Below are 23,590 nucleotides of genomic sequence, written 5' to 3'. Positions count from 1 at the left end.
ATAGTAAAACCCCTAACGTTGGATTTAGTTGTCCAACGTTAGGGGTTCACTTTATGAACACTTATTATGTTCAGCTTGTTTTTATTTTTAGTCAACTTCTTTTTGTACCCGGTTCAAAAAGCCACTAATTGTATCTTCAATGACAGTTTGTAATTGGTGGCTTAAATACTCAGGTGTTGCAGGTCGGTTACTTTGTAGCCAATGAATGATGACACTGACCACTGCGCGTGAAAAATATTCACGTAGAAAGCTCAAATATGCACCAGTCAAGGGAATGTTTTTAGTTTGTAACAAGTCATGTACGACTTTATCAGTTAAGTGCTTGGTGTGAGCTAAAAAATAACGGTCAAAGGAATTTTGTTCGCTAGTTGCTAATGCGTTACGGTAAAATAGCCGGTTAGCAGCTAAATAGCGTAGTAAATCTAATAGTGATGAAGTCCAATGCTCATAATCTAAGTTTTCTGCAAGATCAGCACCAGCTTCAGTGTTAAAAATCCAAGCTAATAGATCATATTTATCTTTAAAATAATCATAAAAAGTTTGGCGCCTTAATTGCGCTTGTTGCATAATTAAAGTCACACTAATTTGCTTAAATGGAACGTTTAGCATTAATGTTTTGAATGCAGCAGCGATTTGTTTTTGTGTCGTTGATTGCATAGCCATTGTCCTTTTGTGTGCGAAATTAAATTAACCAGAAAATCGGTTCACTAAAAGCTTAGCATCATTTGACTAAACTGGCTAGTTTTAAAGGATGACAGATTCTAAGAATTTTGGCGTCGCCGGTGATAAAGAATGTACAAACAAAGGCTGAATAAAGCAATTAAGATTAAAATAAACGTTAAACGGTGCAATAAAGCGATGTGGTGTAACCGCGAAATCCAGTAACCTAATCCAATTGTGAGTGCAAGGAGTAATCCGTTGAACGCCCATTGACTGCCAGTGAACGCATTGCCTGCGTTTTCGCGTTGCCGCCGGGCAATGATTGGCATAATTACGCCAATCGCACATAAGCCAATGGTGGCGACAATGTTCATGATCAGTGAGTCCGTCCATAATTGGGTACCGGGTTGGGCATCTGTCGGGAAAAACGCAGCTGCTGCAGCAAAAAACGTGATGGTAAACATCCACACGCCCACTAGAAAACCTAACCGATCGCTTTTGATGTAAGTATAAGCTGGTGTTGGGTATTGTTGACTATGCAAGCGAACTAACATAAACGCCCAGAAAACAAAGCAGGTTGCAAAAGGTGAGACGATTCCATTTAAATTTAGTAACCAGTTAAAAATATCATTAATTTCAGGTAACAGGCCGCCTAAAAACATAATGACGGCACAAATCGCAGTGGTCATCCAATAACCGTTAATCGGTAGGCCATCAGCGTTTAATTTTGCCAGCTGTTTTGGCATGTATTTTTTACTGATGTCGCCTAAGAAAACCCGGGTGCCAGCATCTAGTAAAACCGCTAATTGAGCGCACATGTAAATTGCCTGTGTGATTGCAAAAATATACATCAAACTTTTGCCCCAACCGAATTGCTGTCCTAAAGCTAAGAAAGCATAGTACGAGCCATTCATTTTCAAATCATTTGGCAAATGGTGAGCATTAAAGAAAACACCTAGAGAAAATGAACCAAAAACAGTCAAAAAGGCCGTCATCACGGCAATCATAATCATTGCTTTCGGAAAATCTTTACGCGGATGCTTCATATCAGTAACATACGGTGCTGCCAACTCTGCCCCATTCATTGCAAAAATCAACAAGCCTAGAGTTGTGAAAAAGTGGCCATTAATTTTTGGAATAAACGCATGTGGCGTAAATGGTTGTGTGGCGATGTGACCACCAGTAGTTAGTGCTACGACGGTCATCACAACAAATAAAATTGTCATGATGAACATTGAACCACCGCCGATCACACTCATAATAGCTAAAGATTTGTTTTTAAAAAGATGTTCAAAGAAAATAAAGCCCACAAAAACCACGGTTGTTAAGACACCGAATAAAGCCTTGGACATGTAAGTATCAATATCACCATTGCCGTGGATTAACCAGCCAAAGGCAATAACCACTGAGTTTGCCACGTCAACGATGTAAGGTAAACCAACCACCCAGTAGAACCAGGCTGCAAAATAGCCGATTTTATCACCACTAGTTCCGCGCACCCAAGACGTTAGGCCGCCGCCTTCTGCACTAAATACTGAACCTAGGTGGCCTACCATTAGGGAATAAGGTAGGACGTAAATGAATAACATGACAACCCAAGAAGTCACGACACCTAATCCTTGATTTTGAAAATTATAGATAATATCGTCGAAGCCGATCACCGTGACAAAATCCATTAATGCCACCACCGGCCATTTCAAATATTGACGTTTTGTTTGATCTAATTCATCTGTTGCCATAATTAACCTCCATAAAAATGATTATTATTGTTTAACATGGCACAGTTGGCGGATTATTTTGCCGTTTATTAATGAATTGCACGTCAATCGCCCTTTCTATCCATCAAGTTTTAACCTATCTAGTATAGTGAAAAACAGTAAAAAATACTAGCGCAAATCACATTTACCTAAACTGACCTTACAAAATTGTTAGGTTAATCTGGCAGATTGTCACTTGATCGTCAGGACTTTGCTAAAGTGGTTTGTTACACTAATTTTAGTCAGTTGTTGAACTGACTTAAATCAATTTGTTTATAAAGGAGTTGCGATGATGACTGCAACAACAATAGTTGATGTTAAACATTTACGTAAAGTGTACGGAAAGGCAAACGAAAAACAGTATGAAGCACTGCATAATGTAACGTTTCAAATGACAACCGGTGAATTTGTAGGAATTATGGGTGCGTCTGGTTCTGGTAAGACAACCTTATTAAATATTTTATCCACGTTAGATCAACCTACTGCTGGTTCGGTACGAATTAACCAGCAAGAATTAAATCAGCTACGGGGAAATCAACTAGCCGATTTTCGCGCCAAGGAAATTGGATTTATTTTTCAAGATTTTAATTTATTGGAAAATATGACGGCCTATGAAAATATTGCATTACCGTTGTCTTTGCAAAATGTTTCCGCAAAAAAAGCACGCCCAATGATTGAAAAAATTGCGCAAACTTTAAATATTAATGGCATCTTAGCCAAGTATCCAACCGAAATATCTGGCGGACAAAAGCAACGAGTGGCTGCAGCCCGCGCATTAGTTCATCAACCTAGTATTTTAATGGGGGATGAACCAACTGGGGCGTTGGACTCTAAAAGCGCCAAGGACTTATTAGATACTATGCAAAGCTTAAATCAGCAACAACATGTTTCGATTCTTCTAGTTACCCATGATCCTTTTTCAGCTAGTTATTGTCAGCGAATTTTATTCATTAAAGATGGTCAGATTGGTCAGGAATTAAAACGAGGTACTAAAAGCAAAGAGGCTTTTTACCAAGATATTCTTGGCGTTTTAGGCCGTAATGAACAAACGGGGGCCTAAACATGTTAGTGAAATTATCATTATCTGGGATTAAAAGCCGATTTAAAGATTATTTAGTTTTGTTTTCAGGTTTGGTGATGGCGGCAGCTATTTTCTATATGTTTGAAGCACTTGCAACCAATCGTAGCTTTATTAAAGCAAATGCGACATTTAGCGTGGCACCATTCGTGTTTCAGTTTGGTTCGGTGTTATTAGCCATCATTACGTTGGTGTATATTTTATATGCTAATTCATTTCTACTCAGTATGCGTAAACATGACTACGGGTTATTTATGATGTTAGGAGCCAAAGCAGGTAAGCTGGGCCAATTAATTTTTTTAGAGACGCTTGTTATCGGAACTTTATCCGTTATTGTCGGTTTATTGGCCGGTTGGGGGCTTACGGCAGTAGTGGGACATTTATTAATTCAACGCTTAGATGCAACAGCAGCGCATTTTAATGCCCTTTATTGGCCGGCCATCCTCATCACAGTGATTTTCTTTATTGTTTTGTTCATTTTAATGGCATTAATTAATCAACGGACTTTGCGGAAAACACCTGTGTTGAAGTTGCTTAAAAGTACGGCACAACCAACGCATGTTGCAGTGAAACCAATACGTACGGCTGTTAAAATGATCGGTGGATTTGTCAGTTTGGCAATTGGTTACTTTGTGATGCATCAAATTGGTGTTTTTCAATTAGCTGGTATTGGCATTGCTTTAGTCACTATTGTTTTAGGAACTTATTTAATCTTTAGTTCTTTATTTACTTGGCTGTTAAACCGACTGCAACGGCGAGAAAAGTTCACTAGCCGTGGTTTAAATAATTTTATTTTGGCACAATTAAATTTTCGCATTGCCGACTATAATCGAATGTTATCGATGGTGGCGTTGCTATTTGCGCTTGCACTAGGGGCCATCACCACTGGTATGGGGTTTCAGAAAAATATTCAAACATACACTGAAAGTGCGCCGTATGATGTGGTCTTGCACAATCCAACCGCTGAAACCAAAAAAGCAGCGCAGAAGATTGACACTAAGCGGAGCAGTCAGTACACGTTTAAGGTTAAAAAGCAACAGGTCTACTTTGTGCGTGAACAATTCGATCAAGCACCACTTTATGTCCAAAAAAATTGGCGAAAGGACCAAATAATTCCTAAATATCAGCTAATGTCTGGTAAAGAAATGACCATGGCTGAAGCACCTAGTTGGCAAGTTTCATTACGGGATTTGTTGCTACCACGTGATTTTCAAAAAGACATTAAATTAGTTGATCAAGCTGAGTTTGACCAACTGTCTGGGCAGTCCCATACCGTGAAAGCCATTGTGTCAACGGATTTCTTTGCAAATTTGGATGCAATTAAGAAAACCACGCAATTAGATCAAAAACAAAATCATAGTCCAGCAAATTATGCCATCGGGTCCACTAAGTATGATTTTTACCAAATTATGAATAGTGTTCTTTCTGGTTTAGAATTTATGGGCTTCTTCTTAGGAATTGCCTTCTTAGCAATGTTAGCCAGCTGTTTAATGTTTAAGATTTTATCTGGTGCTGCCAGTGATCGAGTACGTTACCGGATGCTTGATAAAATTGGTGCGCAACAACGTTTATTGCGACAAGCGATTGCAAAAGAAATTGGTGTCTTATTTATTTTGCCGGGAATTATGGGAATCATTCATGTTTTGTTTGGTCTGCAAATGTTCACGGTCACTAAATTATTGCCAGAAGCATATCATGACTTGTGGTTACCATTTTTGATTTTCTTAGTGCTTTATGGTTTGTACTATGTTTTAACGGTTAAACTGTATCAAAAGATTGTTTTAACTAAAGAACCGTAATTAATTGAAAGTATAAAAAGAGGCTGTGCCAGTATGGTACAGTCTCTTTTGAATAAATAGGGTATTAAATCAAATGGCATCAATGGTCTCTAATACCATAAGGCTTTCTTTTAATGCTTTAATCAATATTGTCAATCCGATTGTAATAGGCCACATGAATATCGCTTTTATCTAGCAATAATTTGGTCACACTACCATTACGCGGACTTTTGCTTAAATCAAATTTTCCTTGGCCAAACTTACCAACAATACTGCGTGTTGTGGTACCGTGGCTAACCAGTAAAATTGTTGCTCCAGTTGGATTATCACGCCGCACCATATCAAAGCCTAGTAACAGTCGATTCCAGTATTCTGTACTATTTTCGGCGTCATGAAAAGGATCAGCTGCCTTCATAAAATCTTTGGAAGCATCAATCGAATAATCATTAATGATGTCGGTATAAGTTCTACTACCATGGGAAGCACCGGTCATAAACCAAGCTTGTGGAGAATTCATTCCTTCAAAGTAACCGTAAAATTCTTCACGGAAAAAAGGTGTTTCAACTGGTTCTGTCAATTGGCTTGCTTGATTTGCTTTTAAAATTAAGCGGGCGGTACTACGGGCACGACCAGTATCACTACAATAAGCCTGATTAAATGTAACTTGTGACAAGCTTTTGCCGACGCGTTGTGCATCTAAAATTCCCTGCTCAGTTAAAGGGGAGTCAGACCAGCCTTGCATTCGATTGTAGCGGTTGAAATAAGTTTGTCCATGGCGAATAAGGTAAATTGTTGTTTCTGTCATCTTAAACTCCTGTTTTAATTTAGGTCCCAAGCTTAAAAAGTACCTGATCAATTAAATAAAGATCAGTTAAATGTGCCATTTTCCACATCTTTAATGAATTGTGTTAAGTGGTCAAAGTAAACTGGCGCGTTATCGATCATGTGATGGTGGCCGCCATTAGGGGTTGTTACTAAACGAGAATGCGGAATTTGTTGTGCCATCCGTTTAGCAGTTGCTAATGGCATCGTTTCATGTTCACCAAACGTCAATAACGTTGGTACTTTGATGTTGTGGATTTGGTCACTGATGTTCCAATGCTTTAATTTGCCAGTGACAACAAATTCATTGTTACCTTGGAATTCGTTATAAATCGTTTCATTACTAGTGTCTACTAAGTGTGAAATTGCCGGTGGTTGTTTCCGGTCAACATAGCCAGCGTTTAAAATGTCCACGTAGTGTTGATAGCGCTCGTCATCGAGCTGATTGCGTGCTTCGCAATCTTTCATGTAGGCAATTGCGTCCGCTGGTAAGGCTTCTTGCCGAACTTGATTGATGTGGGTGACATATTCATCAATGTCATCAACCATACTGGAAATAATGGCCCCTTTTAAGTGCTGACCATATTTTAGCGCATAGAGCATGGTGAGCGCGCCACCCCAGGATTGGCCGATTAAATAAAAATGATCGAGCCCTAATTTTTGCCGAACTTCTTCCACTTCATCTAAAAAATAGTCCGTTTGTAAAAAACGTTTCCGATTTTCAGGATCGGTAAAATCTGGTTGATCAGAATACCATGAGCCCAATTGATCGTACATTGAAACTTGAACACCAAGTGGTGCCAATTTTTGAGCAAAGTTTTCATAATATTCGTGATTGCCACCCGGGCCACCGTGCAAAGTTAGTAACTGGATATCACCAGTACCATCAGTGTGGGTCCATAAATGGTAACCATTGTCTAATGTAATAATATGGGTTCCATTTTTCATATGCTCACCTTTTTCTATTAAGTTATCTATATTTTAGCATTTTTGACAATGAAGCTAAAGGCTGCGTATTAAGTATATGATTAAGGCCCTCATCGACTGTCTATTTTTTTTAGTTAGCAATTTGTTATACTAAAGGGTAATTTAACGTAAAACGCTTGATTTGTGGTAAAGTGATGTTTGAAGCAAAGTTCATTAAGGGAGTGGCACGCGCGTGTTTTATTTTGTTAATACTAGTATTAATCCTAAAAAATCAGGAATTGAGCATGCTGAAATGAAACGGTTGGCTTTGTTTAGTCGGCATGGTGTGCCGGCTAAAATTGTCACGCGCTTTTTTTCCTTGCATTTACATGAAACTTTAGCAGCGGCAGGTATTGCCGAGAACAATCAAATTAATTTATTTGATTTTTTGCAAAATTCAACTGGATTTAAGTCTGTACAGCGAACAATTAAAGATTTAACCTTTCCCAAGGCATATCGGGTTGTCAAAGTAGCTGAGCATTATCAGATTATGGTGGGCAAACAGTTGCGAATGCAAGTAAATCCTTTAAGCGCAACAGATCCGCGCCTAAATAATGTCCAATATTTTGCTGCTGATGGTCACTTATTAAAAATAGATTGGTACGATACACGCGGCTTTAAAGGGTTGGAACAATTTTATACTAGTGATGGGCAAGTGGTTAGTGAGCAAGTCTTTAATCCTCAAGGACGCGTGGTTTACCAGACTTTCCATATGCAAAATAAACAAGGAGAAACTAAAAATACATTGTATCGTTGGCTAAATTATCGGGGGCATGATTGGTCCTTTAATGGTCAAGAGGCAATGATGCGCTTTTTCTTGGATGAATTAAATCGCGTGGATAACGGACAGAATGTTTTTATTGTTGATCGGACTTATGAGTTAGCCTGGTCGACTTTACGGATGCGCACGCCGACTTTTAAAGTGTTGCATTTACACAGTAATCACGTTAACGATCCGTCAGATCCTCAACATGCAACGCTAAATTATAATTATCAATTGGCATTAAATAATCTAGCGCAGTGGAATGGTGTCATCGCCGCAACGCCGCAGCAAGCACAAGATTTTGTGGCGCGTTATGGAAGTAGTGTGCCAGTTTTTACAATTCCAGTTGGGGTGGTACCTGATAAAGTACGGCAAGCACCACGCCCTAAATGGTCACAGCGGATTCCCGGTAAGGTCGTGATGGTTGCCCGTTTATCAGAAGAGAAACAACAAGACCAATTGATTAAAGCAATTAAAAAAGTACACCAAAAATTGCCTAATGTTACCTTAGATTTTTGGGGTTATGCAAATGGTAACACAGGGACTAAATTACGCCAGCTAGTGGATAAATTACAAATGAGTGCTTATGTTCGTTTTATGCCTTATACACAAAATGTGGCGCATGTTTATGATCAAGCACAGCTGGCTGTTTTGACTAGTCGTGCGGAGGGCTTTGCGTTAGCCTTGTTAGAAGGACAAGCCCATGGGTTGCCACAGGTAGCTTATGATATTAAGTATGGTCCCCGGGCCATTTTGCATGATCATCAAGATGGCTTACTGGTACCGGTAAATAATGTTGATGCTTTAGCGAACGCAATTTATGACTTGTTGCGTCAACCTAAAAAATTAGCCGCTTACAGCCAACACGCTTATCAAAATAGTGAGCATTATTCTGAAGCAGCAGTATGGCAAGCTTGGCAACAGTTAATTGATCAGGTCAAGCATTTCTATATTGGAAAGGCGGTGAAATCATGATTTATTTTGTTAATCAATATTTAATGGCGTTGAATTCAGGAGTTGAGCATGCGGAATTAAAGCGATTAGCGATGTTTAAGCGTCATGGCGTTGCTGCTAAGTTAGTGACGCGTGATTTTGATGTTTTACTCCACCAAAACATGGCACATTTTCATGTTGCTGCGACTGACATGGTTAATCTTTATGATTTTTTCCGTGGTAGTCAACAAATAAAGTCGCGAGTTTTGAAGATAACTGATCTTAATTTAGCTCCTGATTATAACGTTGATCCCGGTGCTAATGTCAGTCATGTCCGGGAAGGAGATCAATTGATTGCTGATGTTTACTTCACCCCAGGAACGGTTGGTCATTTATATTACGTTAATTACTATGATGCGTTAACTAATTTGGTTCAACGTACTTATTTTGATTGTCGTGGATTTAAGGCTGCAACCCAATTTTTCTCGCCAACAGGGCAACTGATTAGCGATTTAATTTATAATTTGGATGGCAGTCGATTGTTTGAACGTTACTATACAACTAAACAACAATTAATTGCGATTCGTTTGCTGAACTATCACGGACAAGATTGGCAATTTGATTCAGAAAATGACTTAATGCGCTTTTTCCTTAATGAACTTAATCGCGTCCAGCCGGGAATATTTATTGCTGATCGACCATTAGCGGCAGATTGGCCTGTTATTAACATGAAAACGACTGCGCATAAATTTGTTTGGCTACCTACAACCCATGCAAACGACCCACAGGATCAAGTTTTTAGTAATATGAACGGCGCTTATGTCTATGCATTGCATGACCATTTGGCAGCATTAGATGGTGTCATTACCGCAACACAACAACAACGCGCCGATTTGATCCGCTGGTTGGGGGACAAACCGCTACGTCCAATTACAGCAATTCCAGCTGCAACGGTGGCACCTAAAACTTTAGCTGCACCAAAAGTGCCATTAACAGCGCGTACGGCAGGTAAAATTATTTTTGTGGGACGGCTGGATGCTACTAAACGATTGGGCCAACTATTAGCAGCATTTAAGCAAGTTCATCAGCAGTTGCCTAAAACAACTTTAGCAATTCATGGCTACGGTAATGTCAGTACACAATTAAAACAGCAGGCTAAACAAGAAAATCTGCAAAATGTGATTGATTTTGTACCATACCATCAAGATTTAGCAACAACTTATAATCAGGCTCAATTATTTGTCTACACGGCTGAAAGCGATGGTCAGCCTTTAGCTTTGGTAGAAGCCTTAGCACATGGGGTTCCAGTAGTAAGTTATGACATTAATTACGGTCCGCGCGAGGTCATTGAAGACGATAAAAATGGTTATTTAGTACCTAGCGGTGATATTAATGCGTTAGCAGAAAAAATGGTTCAAGTTTTGGAAAGTGAACAGAAATGGGCCAAACTTAGTTATGGGGCTTATCAGAGTGCAAAGCGCTATAGTGAAGTAAAAGTATGGCCTTTGTGGCAGCAATTAATTGCGCGGTAAATTTATCATAAAGGATTGTACAAGCCAGATAAATGTGCTATTCTCTAAATGAAACCGGTTACAAACGATTAGCAGAAAGGAAGTAACAAAATGGTACAAGATATCAAGTATGAAACTTTCGATAATTTGCAAAAATTTATGACGCTAGGTTTTAAGGCAGTTGGGGTACCTGAAGCAGATGCAAAAACTTGTGCACGTGTCTTAATTGAATCTGATAAACGCGGGATTGATTCTCATGGTGTTGGCCGTTTTAAGCCAATTTACATCGATCGGATTGAAATTGGCATTCAAAATGTTGTCACGCACCCTAAAATTGTTCGTGAAACAAAAACCACTGCAGTAATGGACGGCGGTAATGGGATGGGGCATGTCATCGGCACCCAAGCCATGCAATTAGCGATTGATAAAGCAAAAGCATATGGTATGGGGATGGTTGCTGTCCGTAATTCAACGCATTATGGCATTGCCGGTTACTATGGTTTGATGGCAGCTAAAAATGATATGATTGGAATGACGGGTACCAATGCGCGGCCATCAATTGCACCAACTTTTGGGGTTGAAAATATGTTAGGGACTAATCCGCTAACTATTGGTTTTCCAACAGATGAAGACTTTCCATTTATGATTGATGCCGCAACGTCAATAACTCAGCGGGGAAAAATTGAACATTATGCGCGAATGCATAAAACAATGCCTTATGGCTGGGTAATCGATGCCAATGGGGATGCAGTTACTGATCCAGATATTGCTTTAAAGGGTTTGGTGGACGGTACTTGTGCGTTAGCACCTTTAGGTGGGATTGGTGAAGAACTAGCTGGTTATAAAGGCTATGATTATGCCACTGTAGTTGAAATTTTATCTGCAGCACTCCAAGGTGGCAGTTTCTTGCATCAGTTATCTGGTTTTGACGCTGCAGGTAAACGGCAACCTTATCATTTGGGACATTTCTTCATTGCCATTGACATCAATGCCTTTACAGATCCTGCAGCATTTAAAAAAACTGCTGGGGAGATTTTACGTACCTTACGTGCTTCTAAAAAAGCTAAGGGTGAGGAACGGATTTATACCGGTGGCGAAAAAGAATATTTAGCTTATTTAAAACGTTCAAAAGAAGGGGTGCCATTGAATCCGGCAGTTAGACAATCATTAACGGACGTTCGTGATAAATATCAAATTGATTTTAAGTTTAGCTGGGAATAAAGTGCTTATCTTGAACATTAATGGGTAAATAAAAAGGCTGCAACAAAAGTAGACGCTTCTGTTGCAGCCTTTTTTGATGATGAATGCTAGCGGTATGAAAAATATTCGGGCCAAAAATCCACCTTTTGACGAAATAGTAGCTATACTCACCAAAGGATCCATTACATAAATTATTCAGTCACCTAGGCTAATGTGCAGTAGCTAATCACTGGATGGCACAGGCACTTTTAGGTTTTAATATTGACGGTCTAAAAGTTGTTGTGTTAATTGGTAAAGTTCTTGTTGTGCTGCATTAATTGGTAGCCGCTGAATACCAGTTAGTGCTTTTTTAGTGTACTGCGCGGCTAATTGCTTAGCTTGAGCGACGCCGCGATTAGCAATGACTAACTGGCGAATGTGTTCACAATCTGTATCAGTTAGCTGGGGTCCTTTTTTTAATAATTGAATTAATTCAGGCGTCGCATGTTGTAATGCAAAAACTAAGGGAGCAGAATAGACGCCTTGGCGGACATCCTGCAAGACTGGTTTACCTAAAACTGTGCTACTTTGCGCGTAGTCTAAAATATCATCGACAATCTGAAAAGCAATACCAATGTCCAGGCCGATTTGTTGACTCTGTTGTGCGAAAGCTTGACTACTGCCACTTTCATAAGCGCCGATAAAGCAAGCAGCACCAAAAAGCTGAGCAGTTTTGCCTTTAATTTGTAATAAATAATCATCCAATGACATATCAAGCTGGTAGCGCATTTTCATTTGCCGAATTTCACCATTGAGAATTTTCTCCATGTTGCGTGAATTAATTTGGATACTACGTAGGCCACTAGTATAGTGGGCTAATAATTTAAAGCAGACGACAAAAAGATAATCACCAGCGTAAACTGCCGTATCTTTACCAAAGCGTGCCTGAATGGTACCTTGATTACGTCTTAAAGCTGAATCATCTACAATATCGTCGTGAATCAGCGTAGCAGTGTGCAACGTTTCAATGGCTGCTGCTAACGCAATCATTTTTTGTCGATCCGCAGTATGAAATTTTGAAAATAATAAGCAATAAGCCGGTCGCAATAGTTTGCCACCAGCATGGATCATTTCGAGAATTGCCGTGGTTATTTTGGGATCATGCGTTTTTATATTTTGTTCCATTAAAGTTAAAGTAGCTGTTAATTCTGGTGCCAATCCAGGATATTGTTGCCACATTGCATTAATTTTTGTCATCTTGCAACTTCCTTTGCTAGTCGCTAATGATTATGCGGTTTTTTCTTTTCATTATTTAGTTCAGCATAGCTTGTTTTGAGATAATTTAAAGTACGAACATGGGCAAACAAATAATTAGCAGAGATACCGATGGCAATACCAGCTAGAATGCCAAAGAACGCTAGCACTGGCAAATAAAGCATCACTGTCCAACTTTGAGCGATTAAACTTGCAGTTAGTAATTGTCCGATGTTGTGTAGGACACCTCCGGCAGTAGAAATGCCGATGATGCTAACCCTTTTTGGCCCTAATTGCTTGATTAATAACATACCAAAGTAACTTAAAATTGCACCACTTGCTGAATATAGAAATGTGGATAGCGTCCCACCAAGTAAAGTGGTTAAAATTAAACGCATCGCCGTTAATAAAAAACTATCTCTAATAGGCATTGTAAATAAGGCAACAATCGTAATTAAATTGGCTAAACCTAATTTTGCGCCAGGTGTTAGTGCAAAAGGGAAAGGGATCATTCGCTCCAATAGACCGATAATGACGCCCTGAGCTACTAACAAGGCCATGAAAATGTATTTTTGAACTTTAGGCTGCGCCATTAATTTTCCCTCATTTATTCGGTCACCATGCCGCCTTGTGTTTGTGATCCATGGTTGACTTTAATTTCAATTAATAATTTGTGAGGTAGACAGACAATGGTTTGACCAGGCTTTGAAATCCAACCACGCCGGACACAAATTTGGTCTTGGCAATTAGCCTCAATAATTGCAACTTTGCCACCCTTAATTTTCACTTTATTATAATTACCATTTTGGCTTTTATAAACGTATTGACTGGTTCCTCTGTGTCCGGTTAAACGTTGTGTGTACACTTTTTTACCGTCATGACTGATGACTGCTGTTCGTACTTGTTTAGCAGTTGTTGGTTCAGCTGTCTGGGTATATTTTTGATTGATTGTAAAAATTGCAATTGGTAAAAACGAGCCAATGATCAATAAGGCTACAATAATGAAGTCCCACGGGCGCAACAGCTTAAGGTACTTTTTCTTAGCCAAATCGTGTACACCATTCTTTCTACCTTATTTCCAAAAAAAGAAGGTTCTGAGTAAGTCCCAGAACCATCCATAGGCAAAGGTTGATTAGTGTTTGCCATAAATTGGTTTAAGGTCACCATACCACCAATGACCAAGGTGTTTTTGTAACCACGGCACAACCCAATAATCTAGGCCAAATGCACGCCCAGAGCCATTCATCAATGCAAGTGCCATAAATGGCATCCACATATTAACCCAATAAAACATACCGGATAGACAAAAGACAGCGACTAAGCCGATTGTCATTGCGTTTGCAAACCAAGTAAAGAGACCTAATAAAATGCACAAGGCGATAATAATTTCAACAACAGTCATGAACTCCTGCATAAAAATAGCCGTTTGTTTGTTAGGAATTAAAAATTTAGTCACACTTTCATACCAGTGGGGCAAGTCTTTGAAGACCATCATTGGTTCTTTACCATAATTATAAGATAAACTAAAGAATTCTTTAGCAGGCGGTGTAGTTGCCGCTCCTGAGGCCGCACTAGTTGCTGCTTCGGAAGCACCACTAGTTACTTTAGGGTAGAGCCAAGTAAAAGGTAGGCGAAGTTTGCCGTTAAACCACGAACCGCTGCCTTGAACTTTATCCCAGCAATCAACTAACCACATTGACGCGTAGAATATTCGCATTGGCACACTCCACAAAACGTTACCATAACGGGAAATGTGACCCCAAAATGGGTTGCGGCCATGCCGATTACGGAAGAATTCATGCATACTGTATTGGAAAATGTAGTAGCCAGCAAAAGTTTGAATGAAGTAAATCAAGTTGATCAGGTGCTTCATTATGGTTGCAAACCAACCACTTAAGTGAATTCGGTTCAAAACATGTGCCACACTGTAATGGGAACCAATGGAAACAACAAAGCCAGAATAACTACTTTTTAGTGGTTTTGGCGTTGTTTGTTTAATCGTTGCCACGATGTGTTCAGCAGCTGTTTTACCAGTTTGCTCAGCAGCTTCAACAATTTGTGGTGTACCGCGATCACCTTCGTTAGTGTTTAAAGCCAAATCACCAGCAACATAAACGTTATTGTATTGTTTAGATTGCATGTATTGATTAGTGATTAAGCGACCACCATGGCCTTGTTCCATTTGGAAATCATCAGTGTCTGTGTTGGCTTTTAAACCAGCTGTCCAAATAACTGTGTGCGTGGGGACATGTGTCCCATCTTTAAGGGACATGTAGTCAGCGCCAACTTCAGTAATGGGGGCATTTGTTTTAACCTCCACACCTTTCTTGCGCATAAAGCGCAGGGCTAAGTCAGCATCTGGCCGGTCTAGCATGTTGAGAATCGTAGGAACCGCTTCATCTAAAATCAACGTAATTTCCTTAGGATCAAGCTTGTTTTCTTTAGCTAATACTTTACGCCAATCGATCATTTCACCGATTGTTTCAACACCAGTAAAGCCACCACCAACAACAACAAATGTTAACATGGCTTTGCGCTTAGCAGCATCGTGTTCTTGTGCAGCAGCCGCTACTGTTTTTTCGATGTGTTCCTTAATTTTAAGCGCATCTTCAAGTGACCACAGCGTGAAACCATGTTCTTTAACGCCTGGTGTCCCAAAATCATTTGATTCCGCACCCATTGCCAAAATAATGTAATCATAATGAAATTGCTCATGCGCGGTTTTAACGATGTTTTTCTCTTGATCGAGCGCTGTCACTGTGTCGGTAACAACCTGGACGTTTTTCTTATGCGCAAATAAACGTCCTAAATCATATTGAACAGATTCTGCAGGGACGCGGTCGGTTGCCACTTCGTGTAGTTCTGTCATATAAGTCATATATGGATGACGGTCAATTAATGTGATCTGGACATCGCTATCTTTTTTGAATCGTTTTGCTAAGCGCCTTGTAGCTGCAACACCGGCATAACCGGCACCAACCACTACAATATTTTTCTTAGCCATTAATACACACCCCTTTTACAAATCGCCAGTATTATTGCCAAGAATTAAGTGCTAATTAGTCGAATAAACGACACCGTTGCCAGATTAGTGTTCAAACCGGCATGGGGTCGTTTCTACCTTAATGATAATTTATACAAACGACAATAAAATTCTCATAAAATATGATGGCATCTGGTATCACTTAAATTATACAAAACCGGGAAGACTTTGTCTATTCAAAATGACAGTCTACACAAGCTAGTTTTATTGTTAAAAGGTTAATGACGGCGGTACCATTCCTCTAAAAAGATTTTATTTGTGAATGACTAACTTAAATTCTCTTATTTGAGCCGCTGATATTATAATCTACCTATTATTTAGCTTGATTAAGCGGTAAACTGGCACTTAATTATTGTTTAGAAAAATACAAAGTCCCAAAACTTGATTTCACGATTAAATCATTTTTTAAACTGTTTATTGATTCAACTAAGTTTCATGTAGCTCAGGCAGTTAGTCCGGCAAAAATTGTTAATAGTTAAAATTAGACGTGATTTATTTTGCCTATACGTACATTTTGATCGCAGGTCTAACTGAATTATAATGAGTTATGCCGTAACCAATTTTTAGTTACAATCGCTATTATTTTGATTAATTTTTCAATTAAATAAGGAGGAGAAAAAACGAATGTCATCAAAATCAACCACGAATCCTATGACTTTTAAGCTTTTTTTGGAATTTATTCGCTTGAATGCAAAAACAGCTAGCGCTATTCCGTTAATTTTAGGAGTCTTGTATGCTGCTTATTATTTTCATACGGTTAATTGGCTCAATACTGTGATTTATTTTATTGCGCAAATGGCCATTGCTTTTTTTGTCACTGGTTTCAATAATGTACAGGATTACCGTTTAGCTGTTGATTTAAAGTACCGTGATACGGCAAATATTATTGGCCGGGAGCATTTGTCGATCCGTCAAGCGTTGAGATTAATGCTGGTCTTTTTAGTACTTGCTTGCTTATTAGGACTAGTTTTAGTTTGGCGAACGAATTTACTATTATTGTTTATGGGAGGCGCAGGTATTTTTGTCACCATTTTTTATACTTACGGTCCTTTGCCTTTTTCACGCTTTCCAGTAGGGGAATGCTTAGCAGGCATCGCAGAAGGTTTTGGCGTTTTCTTCATCACCGTTTATGTCAACGTTGATTTTAATCAGTTATTGGGCTTATTTTTTACTTGGCCTAATTTTAGAATATCTGGTAATTTAGTTTGGCTGCTTGTTTTAGTGTTAGTTGGTTTGCCTAATATATTGACCAACGCGAATGTTATGTTTGCTGATAATATGTCAGATTTACAGCAAGATATTCGTAATCGCCGGTTTACGCTACCTTATTATTTGGGGATAAAGCGATCGTTATGGATATATGATGTTGTCATGTATTTGTGTTTTGCCAGCGTTACGATTTGCGTGTTATTTAGACTATTACCAATCGAAAGCTTATTAGTCTGGTTAACTTTTCCTCACATTAAAAAGAATTTGCACATTTTTCATCAAAAGCAAATTAAAGCAACAACTTTTGAAACCGCCATTCATAATTTAATGTTATTTCAGGGTGTGCAAATGATTGCGTTAGCGTTAGCGTTGGGTCGTGATTACTTTTTTAATTAGCTACACTTTTTTTACTGTGTATGCTAGCATGTAATTTGTATAGATATTTTAAAAATTGATTATGATACTACTTTTAGTTAATTAAATAAGGTTGTGTTTTCAAATGAAATTATTTCGTTATTTAGGTGCGGTTCGCAAAGAAATGCGGGAAACCACTTGGCCGACACGTAAAGATCTGCACCACGATACCAGTACGGTCATTTGGTTGTCTTTAATATTTGCGGCTTACTTTGCAATTGTAGATAATGGTATTCAGTGGATTTTAAATTTATTTATCTTTAATTAATTTAAGGTGCTAGAAATTCATTTTTCTGGTATACTGCTTGTCAGAGGCAGTAACTGTAAAACTTCGCTTAGCGAGGTTTTTTTGTTTGGCGTTAAAAAGTTTAATGTAAATTATGTAAAGGAGAAACAAAGATGGCGACTGAATCGGCTCAAAAGCAATGGTATGTTTTACACACTTACTCCGGATATGAAAACAAAGTCAAAGAAAATCTAGAATTACGTTCACAATCTATGGGAATGGAAAACAATATTTTTCGTGTTGTGGTGCCAGAACAAGAATCACGGGAAATTAAAGATGGTAAAGAAAAGATTACCATGCAAAAAGAATTTCCTGGCTATGTTTTAGTGGAAATGATCATGACAGACCAAGCTTGGTTCATCGTTCGGAATACACCTGGTGTTACTGGGTTTGTGGGTAGTCATGGTGCTGGGAGCAAACCAGCGCCACTGTTACCAGAAGAAGTTGAACGTATCTTGCGGCAATTAGGGATGAGCGCTCGGCACACGGATGTGGACTTTAACGTTAATGATACAGTAACGATTGTCAATGGTGCGTTTTCAGGCTTATCTGGCAAGGTGACGGCAGTTGATACTGAAAAAATGAAGTTAAAGGTGAATATTGATATGTTTGGTCGTGAAACAAGTACTGAATTAGATTACGATCAAGTGGATAAAATGTAGCGTATTTCCTGCACTAGCGGGCTTGCTTCTCTAGTAGCAGCATGCTATACTAGCTGAGTGCAATTTTGATTGCATACGCCATGGATGGCGTGTTAACGTGGGAGGCCAAAATCAGCTTGGCCAATTAACCACATCACGGACTTAAGGAGGTTGTGTCTCGTGGCTAAAAATGTCGTTAATGTCGTTAAGTTACAAATTCCTGCCGGTAAAGCAACTCCGGCACCGCCAGTTGGTCCAGCATTAGGACAAGCGGGTATTAACATTATGGGATTCACCAAGGAATTTAACGCACGGACTGCTGATCAGGCAGGCATGCTAATTCCAGTTGTGATTAATGTGTATGAAGATCGTTCATTCGATTTCATCACAAAAACTCCACCTGCTGCAGTTTTACTTAAAAAAGCTGCTGGTGTTGAACATGGTTCCGGCGAACCGAATAGTAACAAAGTTGCTACTGTAACTAGCGACCAAGTACGTCAAATCGCTGAAACTAAAATGCAAGACCTAAACGCTTCGGATGTTGAATCTGCAATGCGCATGGTTGAAGGTACTGCACGCTCAATGGGCTTTACAATTAAAGACTAAGCGTACACGGATTTTCAATGAAAATTGGTTAATCAAGTGGGAGGAAATTGTTTCCTGTGACCACATTTGCAAGGAGGAAAAACTTAAATGGCTAAAAAAAGTAAAAAATATTTAGCGGCTTTAGAGCAAGTTGATGCGGACAAAGATTATTCTGTCGCTGATGCCGTTGCTTTAGTGAAAAAAATTGATTATGCAAATTTTGATGCAACCGTTGAAGTTGCTTACCGCTTAAAAGTTGACCCTAAACAAGCTGATCAACAAATTCGTGGTGCTGTTGTCCTGCCTAATGGGACAGGTAAAACACAAAAAGTGATTGTGTTTGCAGACGGCTCACAAGCTGAGGATGCTAAAGCAGCTGGTGCTGACGTTGTTGGCGCTGACGATTTAGTTCAAAAAATCCAAGATGGCTGGTTGGATTTTGATGTTGCTGTTGCAACACCACCAATGATGGCTAAAGTTGGTCGTTTAGGTCGGATTTTGGGACCTAAAGGCTTAATGCCTAATCCAAAAACCGGAACGGTTACCATGGATGTTAAAAAGGCTGTCAATGATATCAAAGCCGGTCAAGTTGCGTATCGAGTAGATAAAGCTGGTATTATTCATGCACCAATTGGTAAGGTTTCGTTTGACGATGATAAGTTAATCGAAAACTTCCGTACCATGAATGATCGAATTGTTAAAGCTCGTCCTGCTTCAACTAAGGGGACTTACATTTTGAGTTTGACAGTAACTTCTACTTTTGGCCCTGGTGTCAAAGTTGATACTGCTTCATTCTAAGTAGCAGTAAAAAAGTGATCACGCTATGTCATGATCACTTTTTTTCTGGCGTTTAATAAAATTATTCTTGACGTGATTTATATTTCATGTTACGTTTATATGCGGTTATATTTCTACCTAAGACTCAGGTGACGTTAGTCTCAAATGTTTCGCATTAGTGGAACGGCCCGCCGAGGTGAAAGTTTGTCCGAATGAAACAGACTCTCAGCGGCGTTGTGTCTTTAGGCATAACGCTTTTTATTAGGAGAAATCACCACAGAGTGTTAAACATTCTGATTCTTGCAGGAGGTGAAGTCTCGTGAGCGAAGCAGTAATTGCACAAAAAGCTAAAATTGCTGATGCCGTTTCAAAACAATTTACTGATGCCGCTTCTGTTATTGTGGTTAATTCTCGTGGTTTAACGGTTGCCCAAGATACAGATTTACGTAAGCAATTGCGTGATGCCGGTGTTGAATTGCACGTCATCAAGAACACAATTTTACGGCGTGCAGCAGATAAAGCTGGTTTCAAAGAATTAAATGATACGTTTGTTGGCCCAACCGCAGTTGCATTTTCTAATGAAGATGTTGTTGCCCCAGCACGAATTATTGCAAAATTTGCTGAAACAGCTGATCAATTAGTCATTAAAGGCGGATTGATTGAAGGCAAAATTGTTAGCTTGGATGAAATCCATGACCTTTCCAAGTTACCAGACCGCGATGGAATGCTTTCAATGTTACTTTCTGTCTTACAAGCACCTGTACGCAATGTTGCGTATGCCGTTAAGGCTGTTGCAGATGCAAAACCAGATGAAGCTGAAGAAGCATAGTTCAGCTGTCGTGTAATTATTTTACCTATATAGGAGGAACATAAAATGGCATTAGATAAAGATGCAATCGTTGCACAATTAAAAGATGCAACTATTCTTGAATTAAACGATTTAGTTAAAGCAATTGAAGATGAATTCGGCGTTAGCGCTGCAGCACCAGTTGCAGCTGCTGGTTCAGGTGACGGTGGCGGCGACGCAGATGCCAAAACTGAATTTGACGTTGAATTAACCGGTGCTGGTGGCGCTAAGATCAAAGTGATCAAAGCTGTCCGTGAAATTACTGGTTCAGGCCTTAAAGATGCCAAAGACATGGTCGACGGTGCACCTACTGTTATTAAAGAAGGTGCTTCTGAAGACGAAGCAAATGACATTAAGGCTAAACTTGAAGATGTTGGTGCTGAAGTTACACTTAAGTAGTAACTGCGTTAATGTTTTAAATTGCTGATCATGTGATTAAATAACCCTGTCAAGCTTTGCTTGGCAGGGTTATTATTTTAAATTAACTGCTCTTTTTTAACGTAATTTAAGTTAAAGGAGGGCGAATACCAATGCTGATAGCTAAAATGGCACATCATACTGAGATTAATTGTTTAGATTATTCACGCGCACAATTACGGCAGTTACGTCAACAACACTTTTATTGTCCAGCTTGTCACAGGCAAGTGGTTTTGAAAGTTGGTCACTACCTGCAGCCACACTTTGCGCATCAACAGCGAACTGCTTGTTTAACGGCAGAAGGTGAAACAGCTGAACATTTAGCTGGAAAAGCATTGTTGGGAGAATTATGCCGTAAGCAGCAGCTTAGATTTCGTTATGAAGTCTATTTGCCTGCATTGCAACAGCGACCTGATCTTTTAATTTATCACCATGAAGAAAACATTGCCTTAGAATTTCAGTGTAGTCCAATTTCTGTAGCAAAAATTCGTGCACGAACTCAAGGCTATCGTCAAGCCGGCTACCGTGTTATTTGGATTTTAGGGCAGCGCTATCAAAACCAGTCTTGGACACAGCGCCAACACGCTTTTTTACAATACTTACCTGCATGGGGTTGGTTTCAATGGCATCTACAAGTGCGTACCAAACGTCTTCTTTTGATTCATCACATTACGCATCAAGGCTACCCACAGCAAATGCGCTGGCAAGTCAATTTGTTTTCTGATTTAAAGCGGATTAAAAAGCCTTTACGCCAGGGATTAAGCTATCGGCAATGCATGAAAGAATCGACTAGTCTATACAGGCAATTAAATCAGGCTGCCCCTAAGCTTTTATCTGTGCAGCAGAGCTGTTATTTAAGGGGCCATCATTTAGCTGGTGCGCCTGTTTGCTGTCATAGTCCAGCGATGCCGCCGATTAACCGGCAGGCTAGTTTGTTGTTAAACGTGGAGCTGCTATTGCTTTGTGAACAATTAGGGAAAGTAACCTTAAATCAATTAGAAAATTTTTGCCAACAACGTCAAGCTGCTTTTTACCAATTACCATTATTTTCCCATCAAAATTGGGCTTTATATTGGTGTTGCTTAGTTTTAAACCGTTGGGTTAGTTCAGGGGTTCTCAGTAAGCAAGGTCACAATTGGTATTTTTTAAAAGCACACTGGTTCCAAGATTATTTTAGTAAAGCAACTGCTTTAAAGCAGTTGCTGGCAAAACGATGATGACCACTAATTGTAAAAATGATGTTGCTAGGCCACATTTATTGTTAAAATGGATATATTAACGCAACCTGCGGTTTAATTTTTGAGAAGGGACTTTGAATAGATGAATGTGGGAATTGTAGTTGTGGCGCATACAAAGGAAATGGCAGTCGGACTGGCTAAAACATTGCAGCACATTGCGCCACAGCTGAGTGTCACTGCTGCTGGTGGTGATAGTAAAAATAATGTTGGGACTAGTATGGCGCGGATTGAAACTGCTTTTAAGGCTAATTTGGCCACTGAATTAATGGTATTTTATGATTTTGGCAGTGCGCGCCGAAACATTGAATTAGCTGCTGCCTTTGGGGAGAAAAATGTTTACATATATGATGCAGCTTTTACGGAAGGTGCGTGTAGGGCAGCAACAATGCTGCAAGCTGGCAAACCACAGCAAGAAATTAACCAAGCACTACAAAAATTGATGATCAAGGCGCAACAATGACTGATCTTTGACAAGTTCTAGTGGTTAACGTAGACTTTTAAACAGAGTTTAAATTGAGAAAGGGAGTTATGCTGAATGATTCGTCCAGCTGAAAAAAAAGATGCTGCTGCGGTGATTCCGTTAATTAATATGGTTTTAGAGGAAATGGAGCTGCCAATTTTAAAGCAAGTGACGCAACAAAACTTGTTTAAAGTTTTGATTAAAGCATTCCAGACTGAAGATTATCGGTATAGTTATCGTCACGGCATTGTTGATGAACAGCAGGGCCGCATCGTCGGCATTGCCTTTGGCTATCCTGAATCAGCGGAAGCACACATTGATGATGCACTGACACCACTTTTACCTGAAATGGGTGTTAGTACTGATGAGCGGCTTTTTAAAGAAAAAGAGGCTTATCCTGGTGAATGGTATTTAGACACGCTTTCGGTGGCACCAGATTGTCAGCATCAGGGAATTGGGCAAAATTTATTAGCTGCATTACCAGCAATTGCGCAAACAGCAAAATTGAATAAAATTGGCTTAAATGTGGATGTTGCTAACCCTAAAGCGCAGCGTTTGTATACTAAAATGGGTTATCAAGAAGTTGGCCGGGTCCAATTAGCTGGGCATGAATATAAACACTTACAACTAACCGTTTAAAATTAATCATTATCTTAAAGGCAGTGAATCGCTTAACGATTCACTGCCTTTTTGTTTTGATTAAAAAATAATCATTTTCTCATTTTAGGATAGCTTAAAATAAGCAAACACTACTTTATTTTAATGTTAAGTTGCAAAAAATGAAAATTGAATTGAATAATTTATCGGTTGAAATTGAATTATCAAGCCTTTTTAACGAATAAACATCCTAATATTAACTTTTTTACGATTTTTTAATCATTTTTCCATTTTGGCATTTACATTAGCGAAATTTTAATATGGTAGATTGTAAAATTTAAGTTGAACATATTAATGGACAGAAAAACCCATAAA

Annotated in this window: 23 protein-coding genes and 1 other annotated feature; of the genes, 15 read left to right on the top strand and 8 right to left on the bottom strand. The window is 39.2% G+C overall.

The window, feature by feature from the left end; translation table 11 throughout:
• Positions 1-87: 87 nt before the first annotated feature.
• Entirely contained in the window at positions 88-657 is a 570-nt protein-coding gene (dhaS, locus tag FC24_RS04090) for a dihydroxyacetone kinase transcriptional activator DhaS (RefSeq protein WP_057873609.1), read from the bottom strand.
• 104 nt (positions 658-761) lie between these two features.
• Positions 762-2,399, bottom strand: coding sequence for an APC family permease (locus FC24_RS04085; protein ID WP_057873608.1), 1,638 nt, complete (start codon positions 2,397-2,399; stop codon positions 762-764).
• Between the two features lie 310 nt (positions 2,400-2,709).
• On the opposite strand from FC24_RS04085, the gene FC24_RS04080 reads away from it, so the two are divergent.
• Both FC24_RS04080 and FC24_RS04075 read left to right on the top strand, forming a co-directional pair.
• Complete coding sequence (locus tag FC24_RS04080; protein ID WP_057873607.1) at positions 2,710-3,477, top strand: ABC transporter ATP-binding protein; 768 nt, start codon at positions 2,710-2,712, stop codon at positions 3,475-3,477.
• A 2-nt stretch (positions 3,478-3,479) separates the two neighbouring features.
• On the top strand, positions 3,480-5,294 hold the full coding sequence (locus FC24_RS04075; RefSeq protein WP_057873606.1) for an FtsX-like permease family protein: 1,815 nt from the start codon (positions 3,480-3,482) through the stop codon (positions 5,292-5,294).
• A 118-nt stretch (positions 5,295-5,412) separates the two neighbouring features.
• Here FC24_RS04075 and FC24_RS04070 read toward each other — a convergent pair whose 3' ends face one another.
• Positions 5,413-6,078 carry a histidine phosphatase family protein gene (locus FC24_RS04070; protein WP_057873605.1) on the bottom strand — a complete coding sequence of 222 codons (666 nt, stop codon included), beginning with the start codon at positions 6,076-6,078 and terminating at the stop codon, positions 5,413-5,415.
• 62 nt (positions 6,079-6,140) lie between these two features.
• Complete coding sequence (locus FC24_RS04065; RefSeq protein ID WP_057873604.1) at positions 6,141-7,043, bottom strand: proline-specific peptidase family protein; 903 nt, start codon at positions 7,041-7,043, stop codon at positions 6,141-6,143.
• A 211-nt stretch (positions 7,044-7,254) separates the two neighbouring features.
• Between FC24_RS04065 and FC24_RS04060 the strand changes: the two genes are divergently transcribed.
• The 3 genes from FC24_RS04060 (at position 7,255) to FC24_RS04050 (ending at position 11,489) form a co-directional block, all read left to right on the top strand.
• The gene (locus FC24_RS04060) at positions 7,255-8,799 is read left to right on the top strand and encodes a glycosyltransferase (protein ID WP_057873603.1); all 1,545 of its coding nucleotides are present in this window, start codon (positions 7,255-7,257) and stop codon (positions 8,797-8,799) included.
• Positions 8,796-10,289 (top strand): accessory Sec system glycosyltransferase Asp1, encoded by a 1,494-nt coding sequence (gene asp1 / locus FC24_RS04055; protein WP_057873602.1) that lies wholly within the window; start codon positions 8,796-8,798, stop codon positions 10,287-10,289. Before FC24_RS04060 ends, asp1 begins: the two co-directional genes overlap by 4 nt.
• Before the next feature lie 90 nt (positions 10,290-10,379).
• A complete protein-coding gene (locus tag FC24_RS04050) occupies positions 10,380-11,489 on the top strand; it encodes an Ldh family oxidoreductase (RefSeq protein ID WP_057873601.1) in 1,110 nt (369 codons plus the stop codon).
• Between the two features lie 234 nt (positions 11,490-11,723).
• Here FC24_RS04050 and FC24_RS04045 read toward each other — a convergent pair whose 3' ends face one another.
• From FC24_RS04045 to FC24_RS04030, 4 genes are all read right to left on the bottom strand, one after another.
• Entirely contained in the window at positions 11,724-12,704 is a 981-nt protein-coding gene (locus FC24_RS04045; protein WP_057873600.1) for a polyprenyl synthetase family protein, read from the bottom strand.
• Between the two features lie 23 nt (positions 12,705-12,727).
• Positions 12,728-13,294, bottom strand: coding sequence for a Gx transporter family protein (locus FC24_RS04040; RefSeq protein ID WP_057873599.1), 567 nt, complete (start codon positions 13,292-13,294; stop codon positions 12,728-12,730).
• Between the two features lie 14 nt (positions 13,295-13,308).
• Complete coding sequence (locus FC24_RS04035; protein WP_057873598.1) at positions 13,309-13,749, bottom strand: NusG domain II-containing protein; 441 nt, start codon at positions 13,747-13,749, stop codon at positions 13,309-13,311.
• 84 nt (positions 13,750-13,833) lie between these two features.
• Positions 13,834-15,705 carry an NAD(P)/FAD-dependent oxidoreductase gene (locus FC24_RS04030; protein ID WP_057873597.1) on the bottom strand — a complete coding sequence of 624 codons (1,872 nt, stop codon included), beginning with the start codon at positions 15,703-15,705 and terminating at the stop codon, positions 13,834-13,836.
• 663 nt (positions 15,706-16,368) lie between these two features.
• Here FC24_RS04030 and FC24_RS04025 point away from each other — a divergent pair.
• The 10 genes from FC24_RS04025 (at position 16,369) to FC24_RS03980 (ending at position 23,257) form a co-directional block, all read left to right on the top strand.
• Positions 16,369-17,349, top strand: coding sequence for a UbiA family prenyltransferase (locus FC24_RS04025; protein WP_057873596.1), 981 nt, complete (start codon positions 16,369-16,371; stop codon positions 17,347-17,349).
• A gap of 103 nt (positions 17,350-17,452) precedes the next feature.
• Positions 17,453-17,635, top strand: a complete 183-nt coding sequence (secE, locus tag FC24_RS04020; RefSeq protein WP_057873595.1) for a preprotein translocase subunit SecE — start codon at positions 17,453-17,455, stop codon at positions 17,633-17,635.
• 131 nt (positions 17,636-17,766) lie between these two features.
• Positions 17,767-18,315: a transcription termination/antitermination protein NusG gene (nusG, locus tag FC24_RS04015; protein ID WP_057873594.1), complete on the top strand. Its 549-nt coding sequence runs from the start codon at positions 17,767-17,769 to the stop codon at positions 18,313-18,315.
• 159 nt (positions 18,316-18,474) lie between these two features.
• Positions 18,475-18,900, top strand: coding sequence for a 50S ribosomal protein L11 (rplK, locus tag FC24_RS04010; RefSeq protein ID WP_057873593.1), 426 nt, complete (start codon positions 18,475-18,477; stop codon positions 18,898-18,900).
• An 87-nt stretch (positions 18,901-18,987) separates the two neighbouring features.
• Complete coding sequence (gene rplA, locus FC24_RS04005; protein ID WP_057873592.1) at positions 18,988-19,677, top strand: 50S ribosomal protein L1; 690 nt, start codon at positions 18,988-18,990, stop codon at positions 19,675-19,677.
• A 98-nt stretch (positions 19,678-19,775) separates the two neighbouring features.
• Positions 19,776-19,926, top strand: a sequence feature (ribosomal protein L10 leader region).
• Positions 19,927-19,975: 49 nt separating this feature from the next.
• Positions 19,976-20,485 (top strand): 50S ribosomal protein L10, encoded by a 510-nt coding sequence (gene rplJ / locus FC24_RS04000; protein ID WP_057873591.1) that lies wholly within the window; start codon positions 19,976-19,978, stop codon positions 20,483-20,485.
• A 45-nt stretch (positions 20,486-20,530) separates the two neighbouring features.
• Positions 20,531-20,902 (top strand): 50S ribosomal protein L7/L12, encoded by a 372-nt coding sequence (rplL, locus tag FC24_RS03995; RefSeq protein ID WP_057873590.1) that lies wholly within the window; start codon positions 20,531-20,533, stop codon positions 20,900-20,902.
• Between the two features lie 131 nt (positions 20,903-21,033).
• Positions 21,034-22,137 (top strand): competence protein CoiA, encoded by a 1,104-nt coding sequence (locus FC24_RS03990; protein ID WP_057873589.1) that lies wholly within the window; start codon positions 21,034-21,036, stop codon positions 22,135-22,137.
• A gap of 124 nt (positions 22,138-22,261) precedes the next feature.
• Positions 22,262-22,618 (top strand): PTS sugar transporter subunit IIA domain-containing protein, encoded by a 357-nt coding sequence (locus FC24_RS03985; protein ID WP_235807311.1) that lies wholly within the window; start codon positions 22,262-22,264, stop codon positions 22,616-22,618.
• A gap of 75 nt (positions 22,619-22,693) precedes the next feature.
• Positions 22,694-23,257: a GNAT family N-acetyltransferase gene (locus FC24_RS03980; protein WP_057873587.1), complete on the top strand. Its 564-nt coding sequence runs from the start codon at positions 22,694-22,696 to the stop codon at positions 23,255-23,257.
• The last annotated feature ends 333 nt before the right edge of the window (positions 23,258-23,590 follow it).

Origin of the sequence: Loigolactobacillus rennini DSM 20253 (genome assembly GCF_001436505.1) — a bacterium.
Classification (GTDB): Bacteria; Bacillota; Bacilli; order Lactobacillales; family Lactobacillaceae; genus Loigolactobacillus; species Loigolactobacillus rennini.
This window is presented reverse-complemented; position numbering and strand designations above follow the sequence as displayed.

What these genes read in the sequence shown, in the direction of transcription:
- FC24_RS04045 (WP_057873600.1), bottom strand. Translation starts at nt 12,704, where the DNA reads ATGACAAAAATTAATGCAATGTGGCAACAATATCCTGGATTGGCACCA.
- FC24_RS04040 (WP_057873599.1), bottom strand. Translation starts at nt 13,294, where the DNA reads ATGGCGCAGCCTAAAGTTCAAAAATACATTTTCATGGCCTTGTTAGTA.
- FC24_RS04070 (WP_057873605.1), bottom strand. Translation starts at nt 6,078, where the DNA reads ATGACAGAAACAACAATTTACCTTATTCGCCATGGACAAACTTATTTC.
- FC24_RS04085 (WP_057873608.1), bottom strand. Translation starts at nt 2,399, where the DNA reads ATGGCAACAGATGAATTAGATCAAACAAAACGTCAATATTTGAAATGG.
- rplA (WP_057873592.1), top strand. Translation starts at nt 18,988, where the DNA reads ATGGCTAAAAAAAGTAAAAAATATTTAGCGGCTTTAGAGCAAGTTGAT.
- nusG (WP_057873594.1), top strand. Translation starts at nt 17,767, where the DNA reads ATGGCGACTGAATCGGCTCAAAAGCAATGGTATGTTTTACACACTTAC.
- rplL (WP_057873590.1), top strand. Translation starts at nt 20,531, where the DNA reads ATGGCATTAGATAAAGATGCAATCGTTGCACAATTAAAAGATGCAACT.
- secE (WP_057873595.1), top strand. Translation starts at nt 17,453, where the DNA reads ATGAAATTATTTCGTTATTTAGGTGCGGTTCGCAAAGAAATGCGGGAA.
- FC24_RS04025 (WP_057873596.1), top strand. Translation starts at nt 16,369, where the DNA reads ATGTCATCAAAATCAACCACGAATCCTATGACTTTTAAGCTTTTTTTG.
- asp1 (WP_057873602.1), top strand. Translation starts at nt 8,796, where the DNA reads ATGATTTATTTTGTTAATCAATATTTAATGGCGTTGAATTCAGGAGTT.
- dhaS (WP_057873609.1), bottom strand. Translation starts at nt 657, where the DNA reads ATGCAATCAACGACACAAAAACAAATCGCTGCTGCATTCAAAACATTA.
- FC24_RS04075 (WP_057873606.1), top strand. Translation starts at nt 3,480, where the DNA reads ATGTTAGTGAAATTATCATTATCTGGGATTAAAAGCCGATTTAAAGAT.
- FC24_RS04050 (WP_057873601.1), top strand. Translation starts at nt 10,380, where the DNA reads ATGGTACAAGATATCAAGTATGAAACTTTCGATAATTTGCAAAAATTT.
- FC24_RS04030 (WP_057873597.1), bottom strand. Translation starts at nt 15,705, where the DNA reads ATGGCTAAGAAAAATATTGTAGTGGTTGGTGCCGGTTATGCCGGTGTT.
- FC24_RS04080 (WP_057873607.1), top strand. Translation starts at nt 2,710, where the DNA reads ATGACTGCAACAACAATAGTTGATGTTAAACATTTACGTAAAGTGTAC.
- FC24_RS04065 (WP_057873604.1), bottom strand. Translation starts at nt 7,043, where the DNA reads ATGAAAAATGGAACCCATATTATTACATTAGACAATGGTTACCATTTA.
- FC24_RS03990 (WP_057873589.1), top strand. Translation starts at nt 21,034, where the DNA reads ATGCTGATAGCTAAAATGGCACATCATACTGAGATTAATTGTTTAGAT.
- FC24_RS03980 (WP_057873587.1), top strand. Translation starts at nt 22,694, where the DNA reads ATGATTCGTCCAGCTGAAAAAAAAGATGCTGCTGCGGTGATTCCGTTA.